The sequence below is a fragment of the Paenibacillus sp. F4 genome (assembly GCF_002894905.1).
GTDB lineage: Bacteria > Bacillota > Bacilli > Paenibacillales > Paenibacillaceae > Paenibacillus > Paenibacillus polymyxa_B.
The window spans coordinates 274629-288217 of sequence record NZ_POVS01000006.1 but is presented as its reverse complement, the minus strand read 5'-3'; the positions used below and the strand labels follow the sequence as shown (position 1 = coordinate 288217).

The 13589-nt window shown below is 47.1% G+C and carries 12 protein-coding genes; 4 read left to right on the top strand and 8 right to left on the bottom strand.

Annotated elements, in window-relative coordinates; all coding sequences use genetic code 11:
* Positions 1 to 53: 53 nt before the first annotated feature.
* From kduD to kduI, 3 genes are all read right to left on the bottom strand, one after another.
* The gene (gene kduD, locus C1T21_RS03810) at positions 54 to 830 is read right to left on the bottom strand and encodes a 2-dehydro-3-deoxy-D-gluconate 5-dehydrogenase KduD (RefSeq protein ID WP_103047279.1); all 777 of its coding nucleotides are present in this window, start codon (positions 828 to 830) and stop codon (positions 54 to 56) included.
* A gap of 49 nt (positions 831 to 879) precedes the next feature.
* Positions 880 to 1524 (bottom strand): bifunctional 2-keto-4-hydroxyglutarate aldolase/2-keto-3-deoxy-6-phosphogluconate aldolase, encoded by a 645-nt coding sequence (locus C1T21_RS03805; RefSeq protein WP_025683172.1) that lies wholly within the window; start codon positions 1522 to 1524, stop codon positions 880 to 882.
* A gap of 79 nt (positions 1525 to 1603) precedes the next feature.
* On the bottom strand, positions 1604 to 2434 hold the full coding sequence (gene kduI / locus C1T21_RS03800) for a 5-dehydro-4-deoxy-D-glucuronate isomerase (protein WP_103047278.1): 831 nt from the start codon (positions 2432 to 2434) through the stop codon (positions 1604 to 1606).
* Positions 2435 to 2774: 340 nt separating this feature from the next.
* On the opposite strand from kduI, the gene C1T21_RS03795 reads away from it, so the two are divergent.
* On the top strand, positions 2775 to 3731 hold the full coding sequence (locus C1T21_RS03795; RefSeq protein WP_103047277.1) for a sugar kinase: 957 nt from the start codon (positions 2775 to 2777) through the stop codon (positions 3729 to 3731).
* A gap of 179 nt (positions 3732 to 3910) precedes the next feature.
* On the opposite strand, the gene C1T21_RS03790 is transcribed toward C1T21_RS03795, so the two are convergent.
* Together C1T21_RS03790 and C1T21_RS03785 are read right to left on the bottom strand one after the other, a co-directional pair.
* Positions 3911 to 4924, bottom strand: a complete 1014-nt coding sequence (locus C1T21_RS03790) for a LacI family DNA-binding transcriptional regulator (RefSeq protein ID WP_103047276.1) — start codon at positions 4922 to 4924, stop codon at positions 3911 to 3913.
* 257 nt (positions 4925 to 5181) lie between these two features.
* Complete coding sequence (locus C1T21_RS03785) at positions 5182 to 6591, bottom strand: MATE family efflux transporter (protein ID WP_023990870.1); 1410 nt, start codon at positions 6589 to 6591, stop codon at positions 5182 to 5184.
* A 356-nt stretch (positions 6592 to 6947) separates the two neighbouring features.
* Here C1T21_RS03785 and C1T21_RS03780 point away from each other — a divergent pair, with 356 nt between their 5' ends.
* The 3 genes from C1T21_RS03780 (at position 6948) to C1T21_RS03770 (ending at position 10398) form a co-directional block, all read left to right on the top strand.
* A complete protein-coding gene (locus C1T21_RS03780; RefSeq protein WP_103047275.1) occupies positions 6948 to 7955 on the top strand; it encodes an acrylyl-CoA reductase family protein in 1008 nt (335 codons plus the stop codon).
* Between the two features lie 237 nt (positions 7956 to 8192).
* Positions 8193 to 8753, top strand: coding sequence for an RNA polymerase sigma factor (locus C1T21_RS03775; protein WP_103047274.1), 561 nt, complete (start codon positions 8193 to 8195; stop codon positions 8751 to 8753).
* On the top strand, positions 8713 to 10398 hold the full coding sequence (locus C1T21_RS03770) for a DUF4179 domain-containing protein (protein ID WP_103047273.1): 1686 nt from the start codon (positions 8713 to 8715) through the stop codon (positions 10396 to 10398). The genes C1T21_RS03775 and C1T21_RS03770 overlap by 41 nt, the downstream gene beginning before the upstream one ends.
* Before the next feature lie 108 nt (positions 10399 to 10506).
* On the opposite strand, the gene C1T21_RS03765 is transcribed toward C1T21_RS03770, so the two are convergent.
* The 3 genes from C1T21_RS03765 to C1T21_RS03755 are packed head-to-tail and all read right to left on the bottom strand — an operon-like array spanning position 10507 to position 13446.
* Positions 10507 to 11331, bottom strand: a complete 825-nt coding sequence (locus tag C1T21_RS03765) for a carbohydrate ABC transporter permease (protein WP_023990874.1) — start codon at positions 11329 to 11331, stop codon at positions 10507 to 10509.
* The gene (locus C1T21_RS03760; RefSeq protein WP_103047272.1) at positions 11331 to 12197 is read right to left on the bottom strand and encodes a carbohydrate ABC transporter permease; all 867 of its coding nucleotides are present in this window, start codon (positions 12195 to 12197) and stop codon (positions 11331 to 11333) included. The genes C1T21_RS03765 and C1T21_RS03760 overlap by 1 nt, the downstream gene beginning before the upstream one ends.
* A 16-nt stretch (positions 12198 to 12213) precedes the next feature.
* Positions 12214 to 13446, bottom strand: a complete 1233-nt coding sequence (locus C1T21_RS03755) for an ABC transporter substrate-binding protein (RefSeq protein ID WP_103047271.1) — start codon at positions 13444 to 13446, stop codon at positions 12214 to 12216.
* Positions 13447 to 13589 lie beyond the last annotated feature (143 nt).

Genomic DNA, 13589 nt, shown 5'->3' with positions numbered 1-13589 from the left:
GTTTCCTTTTGAGGCAGCTTTCAGTTCATAAACTTCGATGCGACCAGCGCTGCTTAACGTACCAGCCAGCCGCCATCCACCGCCAAGATATGACCGTTCATGTAGTCGGAACCCTGACTGGCGAGGAAAACCACAACTCCCATCAAATCAGACGGATCGCCCCAACGACCCGCAGGAATACGCGACAAGATTTCTTGATTGCGACTTTCATCCGCACGGATTGGAGCTGTATTTGCCGTAGCAATATAACCCGGCGCAATCGCATTAATCTGAACGTTATGAACTGCCAGCTCGTTCGCAAATGCCTTGGTCAAACCAGCTACCGCATGCTTGCTCGCTGTATACGGTGGAACGAACTTGCCACCCTGAAAAGCAAGCATAGAAGCGACATTGATAATCTTCCCGCTTTTTTGCTCTACCATCACCTTTGCCACTTCCTGGCTCAAGTGATATACGGCATTCAGGTTAATCTCCATGACAGCGTCCCAATCCTCATCTTTATACTCTAGCAGAGGGGCGCGACGAATCGTACCTGCATTGTTTACAAGGATATCAATTTTACCGAATTCATTGACGCATTCTTCTACAATTTTTTTAATGGATTCTTTCTCTGTCAGATCAGCCTGATAAAAGGCAACCTTCACACCCGTTGGCTCCAGCAAACGTCTTGTTTCTTCATATTCATCATTGTTAGCTACAATGAACAGGTCTGCACCTGCTTTGGCCAAAGCTACGGAATATCCTTGACCCAAACCAGTATTGCCTCCTGTTACAATCGCCGTTTTACCCTTTAGACTGAAAAAATCTAATGAAAAATTGTCCAGACCCATGCCTACGCCTCCATCACAAATTAGTATAAAAACCTATAATTCCTGAAGCCTACAGCGCTGCGCGTACTTCCTTATATTTAGCTACATAACGTGCTGCATTTTCTGTGATCAAGTCGTAGCGACCTTCCTTGGCTGGAGCCGTCAAATTACCCCCAATTCCCACGGCTACACATCCGTTACGCAGCCAGGTTTCCATATTGTCCAGATCAACGCCACCAGTTGGCATAATCTGTACATGAGGCATTGGACCTCTGACGGCCTTAACAAAGTCCGCCCCCATTGCACTTCCTGGGAACAACTTCACGACATCGCTACCCAATTTCATGGCTTCCTTGATCTCATTCAGCGTCATACAGCCGGGCATATAAGGAATCGCGTACAAATTGCATAGCTTCGCTGTTTCTTCTTCAAAAGAAGGACTCACGACAAACTCTGCTCCGGCTAGAATAGCAATTCTTGCCGTCAGTGACTCCAGTACCGTTCCTGCACCAATCACTGCCCGATCCTTAAATTCGTCTCTCAATCTTCGAATGACCTGATCCGCATCCGGCGTCGTAAATGTAAGCTCAATATTATCCAAGCCGCCTTCAATGCAGGCTTTAGACATTAGATATGCTTCCTCCGCCGTGTTTCCTCGAATGACTGCGACGACACCTACTGAAGTGATATGTTCCAAAACTTTCTTTTTCGTCATGTTCCTGATCCTTTCCACGAATGGGATGACCATGTACCCTCAGCCGCTTGCAGGTATACGCTCCAACACACTGATCGGATTAACGCAACTCGCTCATGGCAACCTGATCCATGTCTTTGTATGTTTTATTTTCACCGGCCATGCCCCAAATGAAGGTATAGCTGCCCGTAGCCGCACCGCAGTGGATAGACCAAGGTGGAGAAATAACGGCTTCATCATTCTTCATCACCAGATGGCGCGTTTCGTTCGGTTCACCCATCAGGTGGAACATTCTCGCATTCTCATCCAGTTCAAAGTAGAAATACACTTCCATACGACGGTCATGAACATGTGTCGGCATGGAGTTCCACACACTGCCGTTCTCCAACGTCGTCATCCCCATAACCAATTGGCAACTTTGAATGCCTTCATCATGGATAAAGCGACGCAACGTACGGTTGTTAGCTGTTTCCTGTGAACCCAGACTTTCAGACGGTACATCGGCAAAAGACTGCTTCGTCGTCGGATACGTGGTATGAGCCAGGGCCGAAACGATATAAAATTTTGCAGGCTTTTCACTGGAATCGCTTTCAAAGATCAACTCCTTGCCCCCTCTGCCTACATAGAGACAGTCTTTTGTGGCCAGCTCGTAAGTATCACCGTCCACCTTGACGGTACCGCTGCCGCCGACATTAAAAATGCCCAGTTCGCGGCGCTCCAGGAAAGTTTCCGCTTTGATTTGATCGTTACCTTCCAGTGCAACAGATTTATTCACGGGATAAATGCCCCCGATAATGACACGATCTTCATGCGTATAGACCAGCTTTACCTCCTCAGGCACAAACAGCTCCTGGATCAAATAGTGCTGACGCAACTCTTCAGTCGTAAAATGCTTGGCATGTTCGGGATGAGTTGAATAACGCATTTCCATAAAAACATTCCTCCTGTTTAGATAAACTTTTTTATCAACGGAATTGTTATAAAAGCGGTTTCTAACTCTACTTCTTAGCTAGAATTGTAATAATTATCTAAGAGGGTGTCAACCCAAAACTTCACTATTCCTAGAAAAACCCTTAATATTCACGAACTTTTACACACTTTTTACCTTCTGATAAACAAAATCGTATTTTTTTATCTATATTACCCAAAAACTTTTTAGCAAATATATCAACTTCATCATTGTGAAAAACCGATTTATGTGATAATTTCAATTTATTCAGTTGGTGCATGCGCTTACAGATTAAGTTTACTAAACATAAGGAGGAATACAAATGACCGCAACATTGGATGCTGTTACCTTCGGAGAACCGATGGCCATGTTTTATGCCAATGAAGCAGGCTCTCTGGATGAGGTGCGTTCATTCACCAAAGCGTTAGCCGGGGCAGAGACGAATGTTTCAGCTGGTTTGGCGCGTTTGGGGCTACGGGCGGGACTCGTGACCAAACTCGGCGAGGATACGTTCGGCAAGTTCATTGCCAGTGCGCTACGTGAGGAAGGGATCGACACACAGAACGTCATGTTTACCAAAGACCACTCTACCGGAATGCTGATTAAATCCAAAGTTACAAGTGGGGACCCCGAGGTGGAATATTTCCGCAAACATTCCGCCGCTTCTACATTAAGCATCACTGATTTTAACGAGGCTTACTTTTCCGGAGCTCGCCATCTGCATTTTACAGGTATTTCTGTCGCCCTCTCCCCTGAGTGCCGTGATTTTGCACGTCATGCGCGGCAATTTATGAAAAAGGCTGGCAAAACCGTATCCTTTGATCCGAACCTCAGACCGAAATTATGGCCTGACACGCAAACGATGGTGGAGGCGATTAACGAGGCATCTGAGGGGTGCGACTGGCTTCTGCCGGGCATTCATGAAGGTAAAATATTGACAGGATACACCTCACCAGAGGATATCGCTTCCTTCTATCTTGACCGAGGTACCTCGCTGGTCATCATCAAGCTGGGAACCGAAGGCGCATATTACAAATCCGCAGATGCTGAGGGATACGTCAAACGCTTCCGCGTAGAGCATGTCGTTGATACCGTCGGCGCGGGTGACGGATTTGCCGCAGGCGTTATCAGCGCGCTACTGGAGGGCTTGCCCCTGGCAGAAGCAGTCAAACGCGGTAATGCCCTCGGCGCACTGGCTGTCATGTCAGCTGGAGATATGGACGGCTATCCGACACGAGCCGAGCTGGAATCCTTTTTGCTCAGTGCCAGCACGAATTAATTCGGTTCCATTCCCCGCATAGCCTTCATCGCTTATTAGCGCAAGCTCAACAAGGCCGAAAGAAGTCGGCCTTAACCTTCAATAGCCCATATTCGCATTTGTGTGACCTGAGTAGCATACGCAAGCTCAGGTTGTACAAAGGAATACGGGCTATTTTTAATATATGACACGATGCTCGTCTACAACGTTTTAACTGATTCTCCCCGATTGATGTCCGGCACAAATCGGTAAATAATCGGAACCGATTCGCCGCCTTCCTCAATGCTGGACAGCAGTGTCTTTGCCGCTTGCTTCCCCATATCCGCAATCGGTTGTGTAATGGTCGTAATCGGCGGATTGTAAATATGGGCAAACTCCGCATCGTCAATCCCGATAATAGACAATTCCACCGGAATGCGTATACGGCGGGCATTCACATATTTCAGCGCCTCTGCTAGCACAATATCATTCCCGGCCAACAGCGCAGTCGGCGGCTCTGGCATTTGGAACAATTCCTTCAGCGTCTGCTGGATTTCTTCTCTCGGCACACTGCGCATATACTCTTCTCGAAATGGCAAGCCATGCTCCTCCAGCGCCTTTTTGTATCCGCTGAGCCGCTCCACTCGTGGAGTAATCCGATTCAAGCCAAGGGGCAAAGTAATCAGCGCAATTCGCTCATGTTTGTGAGCCACAAGTTCCTGAATCGCCAGCTTAATCGCCATTTCGTTATCCAGTAGCAGGCTGCGCGTATTTACCCCGTCTACCAAACGGTCCAAAAACACTAACGGATACTTTTCACGAATGAGCTGGTTGTAAATATCTGCATGCTTGCCTGTCGGGAAGATGATCAGGCCGTCCACCTGCCGAGCCTTGAGCATCTCAATATACTGGCCCTCCTTGTCCGGGTTTTCATCGGCGTTGCAAATGATCACCTGAATGCCAAAACGCTGCAATTCCTCCTCAATCGCACGGATAGACTGGATCGAAAGGGTATAGTCAATGTTGGCTACAATGACCCCCACCATAAACGTCCGGTTTTGCTTCAAGCTGCGGGCCAGCCCGTTAGGCTGATAGTTCAGCTCTTGAATAACCTCGGCAATCCGGTCTCTGGTCTGGTCGCTCATATATTTATATCGTTTGTTCAGAAATTGCGAGACAGTGCTTTTAGACACTCCTGCCTTCTGGGCAACATCTTCGATCGTCGGCTTCTTCATCGGTACACTCCTTGTCTTTCATGTACTGCGTTAGTGCAACAAAAGTATATCTTTTTTTTAGTAAATTTACCATACTTCTATTTATGAATGCCATTATGATATAAGTCGAACTTCAAAGTTGCCTATCGTGCCACCGTGTAGAAGTATGGTTCTCCAGCAGCAAAAAGAGGCAGCTCAAGATGTTCTCTTGAACTGCCTCCGCATACACAACTCTATCGAAAAGCTAGGCTCCAACTGGCCCTAAATGCTGCTCGACATCAATGTGCCGGAACGGGCGTTGCAGACTGATCTGGTGTATCGTGCTCGACCAGCGCATGCTTTTCCCATAAACGGCTTTTCCAGCGGGCATACATGATGACAGCACGAGTCCATTCATCAGCAGCAATCGCCAGCCACACGCCGGCGAGCCCCATGTCCAGCTTGAACACAAGCAGATAACCAAGCGGCAAGCTCATACAGACCATGGAGATCAGACCCATAAAGACCGGGAACTTGGCATCTCCAGCAGCACGCAACGAGTTAATAATGACGATATTCGTTGTTCGACCAGTTTCTAGCAGAATGCTAAGTAAAATGACCTGCGCTCCCAAACGAATAATTTCAGGGTTTTCCGTGAACAAACCAAGCAAGGGAACACGGAAAAAGATGACCACCGCATCAATAATCACGGTCACGAGCAACGCCCATTTCACACTGGTCAGTACACGTTTATAGGCAGTATCCTTCTGTCTGGCTCCCACGAGCCTTCCTACCACAATAGCCGTACCCATACCGACTGCCATACTGAACAAGTAAATATAGCTTGAAATATTATTCGCATATTGACGTGTCGCCATTGCTTCTGCGCCCAGATAAGTCACGTACAGTGTGAAGATGAGCTGACACGACTGATACATAATGGACTCCAGCGCGGATGGTACACCAATGCGCAATATTTTAGAGATAAACTTTTTGGACAATTGGACGTAATATTTCCACTCGACACGAACCTCAGTGACCCGGTACATCAGCCAGAAGAAGATCAAGAGACAAATAAAGCGGCTACCTACTGTAGAAATAGCAGCACCCTCTACTCCAAGTGCAGGCATTCCCCAATGCCCAAAAATCAAAACATAGTTGCCGACCACGTGGATCACGTTCATAAAAACCGATACATACATCGTTTCTTTGGTAAAACCATGTGTACGAATGGTCGCCGCCAGCGCATTAATCAATGCCTGAAGGAAAATGGCACCCCCGACGATGCTCATATACGACTCCGCGTAAGCTAGAATCTCACCCTGGACATTCAGCCATTGCAACATGTGCGTACCAAATACAAGAAAAATTACGCTAAGTAAAAGACCTACCATCAAATTCAACGTAATGGCCGTACCTGTAACCTGGGCCGCTTCGACTAGTTTCTTAGAACCGATATATTGAGCTACGACGATAGCAGCGCCGTTGCCGATAACCTCCAGTACAAGGATGGCAATTGAAATAATTTGATTGGACGCGCCCACACCCGACACTGCATTATCAGATACAGAACTGATCATGAACGTGTCGACGCTCCCCATTAGCATAAACAGAAACAATTCAAGGAAAATAGGCCATGTTAAACGGAACAAATTCAGTTCCTTAGCTTCGGACAATACCGAACCTTTTTTTAGTGCTCTGGTTGTCATTCATTCACCTTTCTTCATAGATTTATTTAACGATCAAAAGGTATGTTAGCACAGTCATTCTGAAAATACATCCCGTTTACGTAAAATGATTTGCAAAATGCGTAAGAATTCATTTATCACCTCTTTATAATTGATTATCGAACTTTATTGAAACAGGATATTGAAAGAATATACCAGAAATCTGGCCTTTTCGACGTAATTATGAGCTAAAGAGTATAATAGAATACGAGCCTGTGAGCATTGCCGCTGACAGGTTGTGCAGATTGTTGTATGCTTCCTAAGCATAATTTGTGAATTAAAGATGGAATATATAGGACATTCATAGGGTTAAAAGGTAATAAAGGAGGCTTTTACAGATGACTCAATCATTTCAAGCTCTTGTCGTCGATCAGACGCAGGACGGTGAAGTTCAAGCAGAGGTACGTTCTCTGGAAGCTAGCAGTTTACCTGCTGGAGAAGTATTGATTCGTGTCGCTTATTCCAGCATCAATTATAAAGATGGGCTTGCCGCCCGCAAGGATGGCAATATTGTCAAATCCTATCCGTTCGTACCAGGCATAGATTGCTCGGGAACCGTCGTCTCTTCGGAGGATAGCCGCTTTAGCGAAGGACAAGCAGTGCTCGTTACCGGATACGGGCTGGGTGTGTCTCAATTCGGAGGATTCAGCCAATATGCACGCGTGCCTGCGGACTGGGTGGTTCCACTTCCAGACGGACTCACGCCGAGAGAGGCAATGATTTTCGGGACAGCCGGATTCACCGCAGCCCTGTCGTTATATCGGCTGGAACAAAACGGCGTTACTCCGGAGCAAGGCAAGGTACTCGTCACCGGAGCGACGGGCGGCGTAGGCGGGGCAGCCATTGCCTTGCTGAACAAGAGGGGCTACCATGTCGTAGCCAGCAGTGGCAAGGCCGATGCGCATGATTACCTCAAGGCGCTTGGAGCAGCCGAGGTTATTTCCCGCGAGGATGTCTATGACGGTGCGGAGAGCATCCGCCCGCTGGGCAAGCAGCTTTGGCAAGCGGCTGTTGATCCTGTAGGCGGAAAGCCGCTCGCTTCGCTGCTCAGCCAGATCTCCTACAACGGCTCCGTTGCCGTGAGCGGCCTGACGGCAGGCACCAAGCTGCCTACGACGGTGCTGCCGTTTATTTTGCGCGGCGTAAGTCTGCTGGGCATAGACTCTGTCTTCTGCCCATACGACACCCGCGTAGCGATCTGGAAGCGACTCGGCAGCGAATGGAAGCCGGAACAGCTGGAGCAGCTCGTTGAGCGCGAAGTCGGATTGGCTGACCTGCCAAGCGCGCTCGAAGACATCCTTGCAGCCCGCTCGCAAGGAAGAACGCTAGTACGGCTGGTTGACTAAGTGGAGTAGGTGCGCAAGCTATCCATTGACGTGTTTTCGCGTGAAGAAGTGTCATCCCATAGGGTCTAGCTTAGGAACATGTGAGAAGCCTGTAAATCTGCAATTTTGAGATTTACAGGCTTCTTTTTTTTCGTGTGGTACATTTGAAGCAGACGGTTTACTTTTCGCAACCAAATGAACCTTTTGAGGACCTCAGTTGTTATATAGATAAACTGCACGAGAAAGGAGAGCACATCATTGGAGAGTAATCGAGAGTTGTTTGATTTGTATCAACGAGATGTATACCGAACCTGCTACTACATGGTACATAACGCATCGGATGCAGAGGATTTAACGCAGGAAGTGTTTATCATCCTGTTTCGCAGCAATCGTGAACAAATCGAACAACTAAAAGCCTGGATTATGAAAATTACGGTCAATCATTGTCTGAATTACCTTAAACGCCAGAAAAGCCTGCATTTGAAGGTATCGGCTAATCCCTATCTATTTAGCGGGGCGGAAGGTAAGCCTGTAGACAGGCTGGTGGAAGAACGCGAATCGGCAGAGGAATGGTCCGTTTATATGAATCGTCTTCCAGCCAAAATCCGCGCTGTACTGGCACTCCGCTATATGCATGATTTCACGCTGGCGGAAATATCAAAACTGCTGGAAATTCCGCTGGGAACCGTCAAATCGAGGACTCACAAAGGACTAAAGTTATTGGAGCAAATACTGCGGGATGCAGGGGTACAAATTCCCGAGATGGAAGGAGAGAACTATGAACAACGTAGAAAAGGCATTGAAGCGCAAGTTAAATGATGATTCGGAAATGGCCTATCCTGACTTCGATGAGATGTGGAACCGAATGGAACAGACAGGGCATACTGCCCCTACGCTAACCGACACTTTCGATTCATTCACTCCGCACCGACATAGAAATTGGCGCAAAATAGCTATCGCCGCCTCTCTTAGTGCACTTCTCGTTGCCGTTCCCGTCTATGCCGCCATCCATTATAATTGGGACAATCTGCTGCACGGAAGAAGCGGCATTCAGACGGCACTAAATCAAGACCTTGGACAGCCCTTGGAGCAATCCGTAACCAGAGACGGAGTGAAGCTGACGCTGCATACCGCTATTGTCGATGAGAACCGGACCGTGATTCTGTACAGCTTGGAGGTCGGAAAACGAGCAGAGAACGAGTTTTGGAATGTCAAAGGCGTATCGCTAAAAAGTGCTGCGGGGGAAAGCAGTGCAGGGGAATATAACTTCCAGCAATGGGACCCGACAAATCAGCGGTACAACGGGTACTTTGAAAGTGATTGGACACCGCAGCAAGAAACAGAGAACGTGCAGCTGACCATAGATCATATAGAGCTCACCAGCGTTCAGGAACTGGATTTGCCGCTCGATATTCGGTCGCCTCAAATACAGACGTTCAAGCTGGATCGTAGCGGCTTACAAGATATGAAGGTACAGGTATTCGAACAAGGTAAGGACAAACTGATGCTGTCCTCAGCGATTACCTTCGATTCGTCCATACCAAAGAGATGGGACAATCCACAAATTATTGCCTACAAAGGCGACGAGCCTGTGATGTCGCAGCCTGGAGGGGCTTTTGGCAAGCCCGGTGATAACGGGGAGTATACAGCACAGCAATATTTTTCCAAAGCGGATATGCCGGAAGGACAGACTACCTTCAAACTTCAATATGCACAAACCGAGAAAAGTATAAATGAACCTATAAAATTTGACCTGCAGCTAAGCAAGAAGAAGATGGAAAGCGGGACGATTAAAAGTGTGCTGAATATCCCACTGGAAAAAGGCAATCGGAATGTTTTGCTAGAACAAATGATTGTCACACCTACACAAATCCGTGTCACGCTCAGAAGCAAGGAGAAATTCGCCATGATACCTTATCAAAAGTACTTTCTTTCTGTGAACAGCACAACGTTAGAGGGTAACCGTTGGTCTTCACCTAATCAGGAACGCGATCTGTACACAATCCGTTTTGAAAGGCCGTCCAATCTTGTGATTACCAAGGACACTCCCATTACTTTTACAGGCAAATACAAGGTTACGACCCATTCGGACGACAAAACGCCACAGCGTTTAACTGATATTTCTGAGCAAAAGCAGACGCTAACGACGCAAATCGGTGGCTATCCTGTGAAGTGGACCTACTACAAACAGGGATCAGACTTATTCGTAGAAACCGAAAGCGAGAACGCTCACTTTGGAGGGATTAACCAGACGCATATTGGCCTGGGTAAAGAACGGATTATTGGCAAGCCGATCACAGCCAATTTCACCGGAGATGGCAATAACAAGGCAGTGGATGTCTATAAGAACTTCAAAGGGAAGGGAGCTTCCATTTATATGTTCTACTATACAACGGACGACCCGGAAGCAGAGACAACCGTACCCTTACAGCCTATGACAGGCAACAGCGAAGCATCCAAATAGCAATGCTATAAAAAGAGGGTCCTCTATACCTGTGTGAACCGTGGTATAGGGAACCCCTTTTTATTTTCCTAGGAAGGCACAGTCTGCCTGAAACGATTGACTCCCTCCCTATTTCACAGAACCTTGCGTAACGCCATTGATAATCCATTTTTGTGCAATCAAATAGACAATAATCATCGGCAGCAAGGCCATTAGATACGAGGCAAAGGCCAAATTAAAGTCGGTATTGAACTGCCCCTGGAACACATACTGAACGAGCGGCAGTGTATACTGCTCCGCATCGCTAATAATAATGAGCGGCAGCAGGAAGTCGTTATAGGTGGACAGACAAGTGAGAATCCCCACCGTAGCACTAATCGGCGCCATCAGCGGGAATATAATGCGCCAAAAAGTCCCCCATGTCGTCGCACCATCTACCGTAGCTGCCTCTTCCAATGCCACCGGTATGGAGCGAATATAACCGACATACACGAAGACATTAAACGCCAAACCATACACCGTATGCAGCATAATGAGACCCAACAGATTAGTCATATGAAGGCCCGAGGCCAGTTTTACAATCGGCAGCATGATGATCGGGAACGGTATAAACATGGCGCTCACAAAATAAAAATATAACCCCTTAAAAAAGCGCCGCTGCATATTACGCGCAATCGCATAAGCGACCATCGAATTGGTTAGCAAAGTCAATATGACCGTCGATGTCGTGACCATCACACTGTTCTGAAAAGCGCTGAAGAAGTTGGTCATTTCTACTGCACGGCTAAAATTTTCCCAATGCAGCTCGGTCGGAAAGGCAAAGGCGGAATGCGCCATCTGTTCGGGATTTTTAAGTGCTATCGTTACCGTCATATAGAGGGGAAACAGGATAAATATTGTCCCCAACGCTACCAGAAGCAGCACAGGCCAGTTGGTACGTCTGCTTGTTTTCATCAGTTATCCATCTCCCTTCTCTGGAGGAATCGCAGCTGTAAGATGGAAATGATCGCGATCACAATAAAGTAAATAACAGAGTTAGCCGACTGATAAGCAAATTCTCCGCCTCTAAATCCCCCGGTGTATATCAGGTGGGAAATCGACTGGGTGGCTCGTCCCGGCCCGCCATTCGTCAAAGCCACAATCTGATCGAACACCATCAGGGAATTTTTCATCGCCAATACCATATTAATCGTAAAAAACGGTGCAATTAACGGAAAGGTAATACTCCAGAATTCGCGCCATTTACCCGCACCGTCCAAATTGGACGCCTCATACAGACTTGTCGGAATGGTTTGCAGCCCGGCCAGATAGAGAATCGTATTAAAGGCAATCCCCTGCCATACAGCTACGATGACAACCCCCACCCAAGCCAGTTGTTCGCTGCCCAAAATGTTCGTCGACAATGAGGTAATACCTAAATTTTTCCCCCAAATCGTAAACACGTTCGAGAACAAGTAATTGAATATGTAACCCACGATCAGCACGCTCAAAATATTAGGCAGAAAATAAATACCGCGGAAAAAGTTACGAAACCGTATTTTAGCATTCAGCCCTAGTGCAATCAGCAAACTAAGGATATTAGTCGCAATGGTAACCACAATCGCAAATTTGAAAGTAAACCAGTATGCGTTCCCCACATTGTCGTCCTGAAACAAATTAATATAGTTCTTAAACCCGACAAAGTGATACTGATGACCAAAGCCGTTCCAGTTCGTAAGCGAATAATAAAAGCCCTGCAAGGCAGGCAAGGTCAAAAATACAAAAAACAATAGCACCGCCGGCACCGTCATCCAGTAAAAAGTCGTTAATCGCTTATTCATGTCTCCTCCTCCTCTCCTATCGGCGGTTAGCTACCTTATTCCATTCACGGTCGAGCTTGGCTAGATAGGCGTCGATGTCTCTGTTTTGCAGGAAGGCCTGCACAATAGAATTCAATTGGACCGCTTTGGGAATATAGTGATCGGCAAAATCAATGACTCGGCCCGATTTAAAATACGGCAACAGCTCCGCCACACTCGGATCATCCTGCGTAACTCCCTTCACCGCCGAAAACAGCGTTTGCTCTGTAATGTACTGCTTGCTGTTCTCCGGCTTCAATAAGAAGGCAATGAACTCCTCGGCTTCCTTTTTATGCGGAGTGCTCTCCGATACGGCTAATAGCGTATCTATACCGGACACCAGTTTTACCGCCTTTTCGTCATTCCCTGTCGGTAATGGGAAAAACCCAAGCTCCACTTTCGGGTTGGCTTTGCGAATTTCAGATATGGCCCACGAGCCCTGAATGTACATCAATCCCTGCCCGTTAGCGAAGGCACGGTTACCGTCAGCATAGTTTTTGCCAAAATTATCACCATGTCCGTATTTCAGTAGCTCCAGCTGCTTTTCCGCAACCTCGCGGTACTTGTCCTGAAAAGTGACCTGATTTTCACGCCGTTGCAGGAAAAAATCAATGCCCACCAGATTCGGGCCCAGCGCATTAAAGGGGAGGTTCGTTTGCCAATCATCTTTATATGTAAAATAGAACGGAATTTTTCCAGCAGCCTTGATCTTTTGCGCCGTTGCAATCAGCTCATCCCACGTTTTGGGCACCTGTAATCCCATTTCCTTGAAAAGCGTTTTGTTATACATCACACCATTCGCATTCGCAGCATAAGGAATTCCATACACGGGATCGATCCCGGTTACATCCTTAAGCATTTTGAGGTAAATCGGATCAATTGTACGTGGCAATTCTGTATTCGCTAGGTCCGTAAAAATACCGCTTTGTGCCAAAATGGAGTAGGTATCGGTGGCCCCAAGCCCTACAATGTCAGGTACATCGTTTTTGACAACCCGGGTCAATAACACGGTCTCTGCCTCTGGCGGGTTGACCTGTGTCACTTCAATACCGGGATGTTCCTGATTGAATTGAGAGATTAGCTTATCGAATGAACCCTTGGCCTCCGGCTTGTTTTGAAAAAATTCAATTTTCACCTTACCCAAAGCATCGCCCTTGTTGCATGCGCTTACAAAAATAGCCAACAAAAGGATCGCCGCCAGTGTAGACAGCTTTTTGACCCAACTCCACATGCTCATACCTCCTTTTCCCCTATGTCAATCTATGCGGGACTAGACAATTAATACCCGTCCCTTATGGAAAAGAAACGATACTGCTACAGCATGAACCATTATCTTTTATTTTCCATCCATATGTACGTCAACTTACAACTATA

What these genes read in the sequence shown, in the direction of transcription:
- kduI (WP_103047278.1), bottom strand. Translation starts at nt 2,434, where the DNA reads ATGGAAATGCGTTATTCAACTCATCCCGAACATGCCAAGCATTTTACG.
- C1T21_RS03770 (WP_103047273.1), top strand. Translation starts at nt 8,713, where the DNA reads ATGAACAACGTAGAAAAGGCATTGAAGCGCAAGTTAAATGATGATTCG.
- C1T21_RS03765 (WP_023990874.1), bottom strand. Translation starts at nt 11,331, where the DNA reads ATGAAAACAAGCAGACGTACCAACTGGCCTGTGCTGCTTCTGGTAGCG.
- C1T21_RS03790 (WP_103047276.1), bottom strand. Translation starts at nt 4,924, where the DNA reads ATGAAGAAGCCGACGATCGAAGATGTTGCCCAGAAGGCAGGAGTGTCT.
- C1T21_RS03805 (WP_025683172.1), bottom strand. Translation starts at nt 1,524, where the DNA reads ATGACGAAAAAGAAAGTTTTGGAACATATCACTTCAGTAGGTGTCGTC.
- C1T21_RS03795 (WP_103047277.1), top strand. Translation starts at nt 2,775, where the DNA reads ATGACCGCAACATTGGATGCTGTTACCTTCGGAGAACCGATGGCCATG.
- C1T21_RS03760 (WP_103047272.1), bottom strand. Translation starts at nt 12,197, where the DNA reads ATGAATAAGCGATTAACGACTTTTTACTGGATGACGGTGCCGGCGGTG.
- C1T21_RS03780 (WP_103047275.1), top strand. Translation starts at nt 6,948, where the DNA reads ATGACTCAATCATTTCAAGCTCTTGTCGTCGATCAGACGCAGGACGGT.
- kduD (WP_103047279.1), bottom strand. Translation starts at nt 830, where the DNA reads ATGGGTCTGGACAATTTTTCATTAGATTTTTTCAGTCTAAAGGGTAAA.
- C1T21_RS03785 (WP_023990870.1), bottom strand. Translation starts at nt 6,591, where the DNA reads ATGACAACCAGAGCACTAAAAAAAGGTTCGGTATTGTCCGAAGCTAAG.
- C1T21_RS03755 (WP_103047271.1), bottom strand. Translation starts at nt 13,446, where the DNA reads ATGTGGAGTTGGGTCAAAAAGCTGTCTACACTGGCGGCGATCCTTTTG.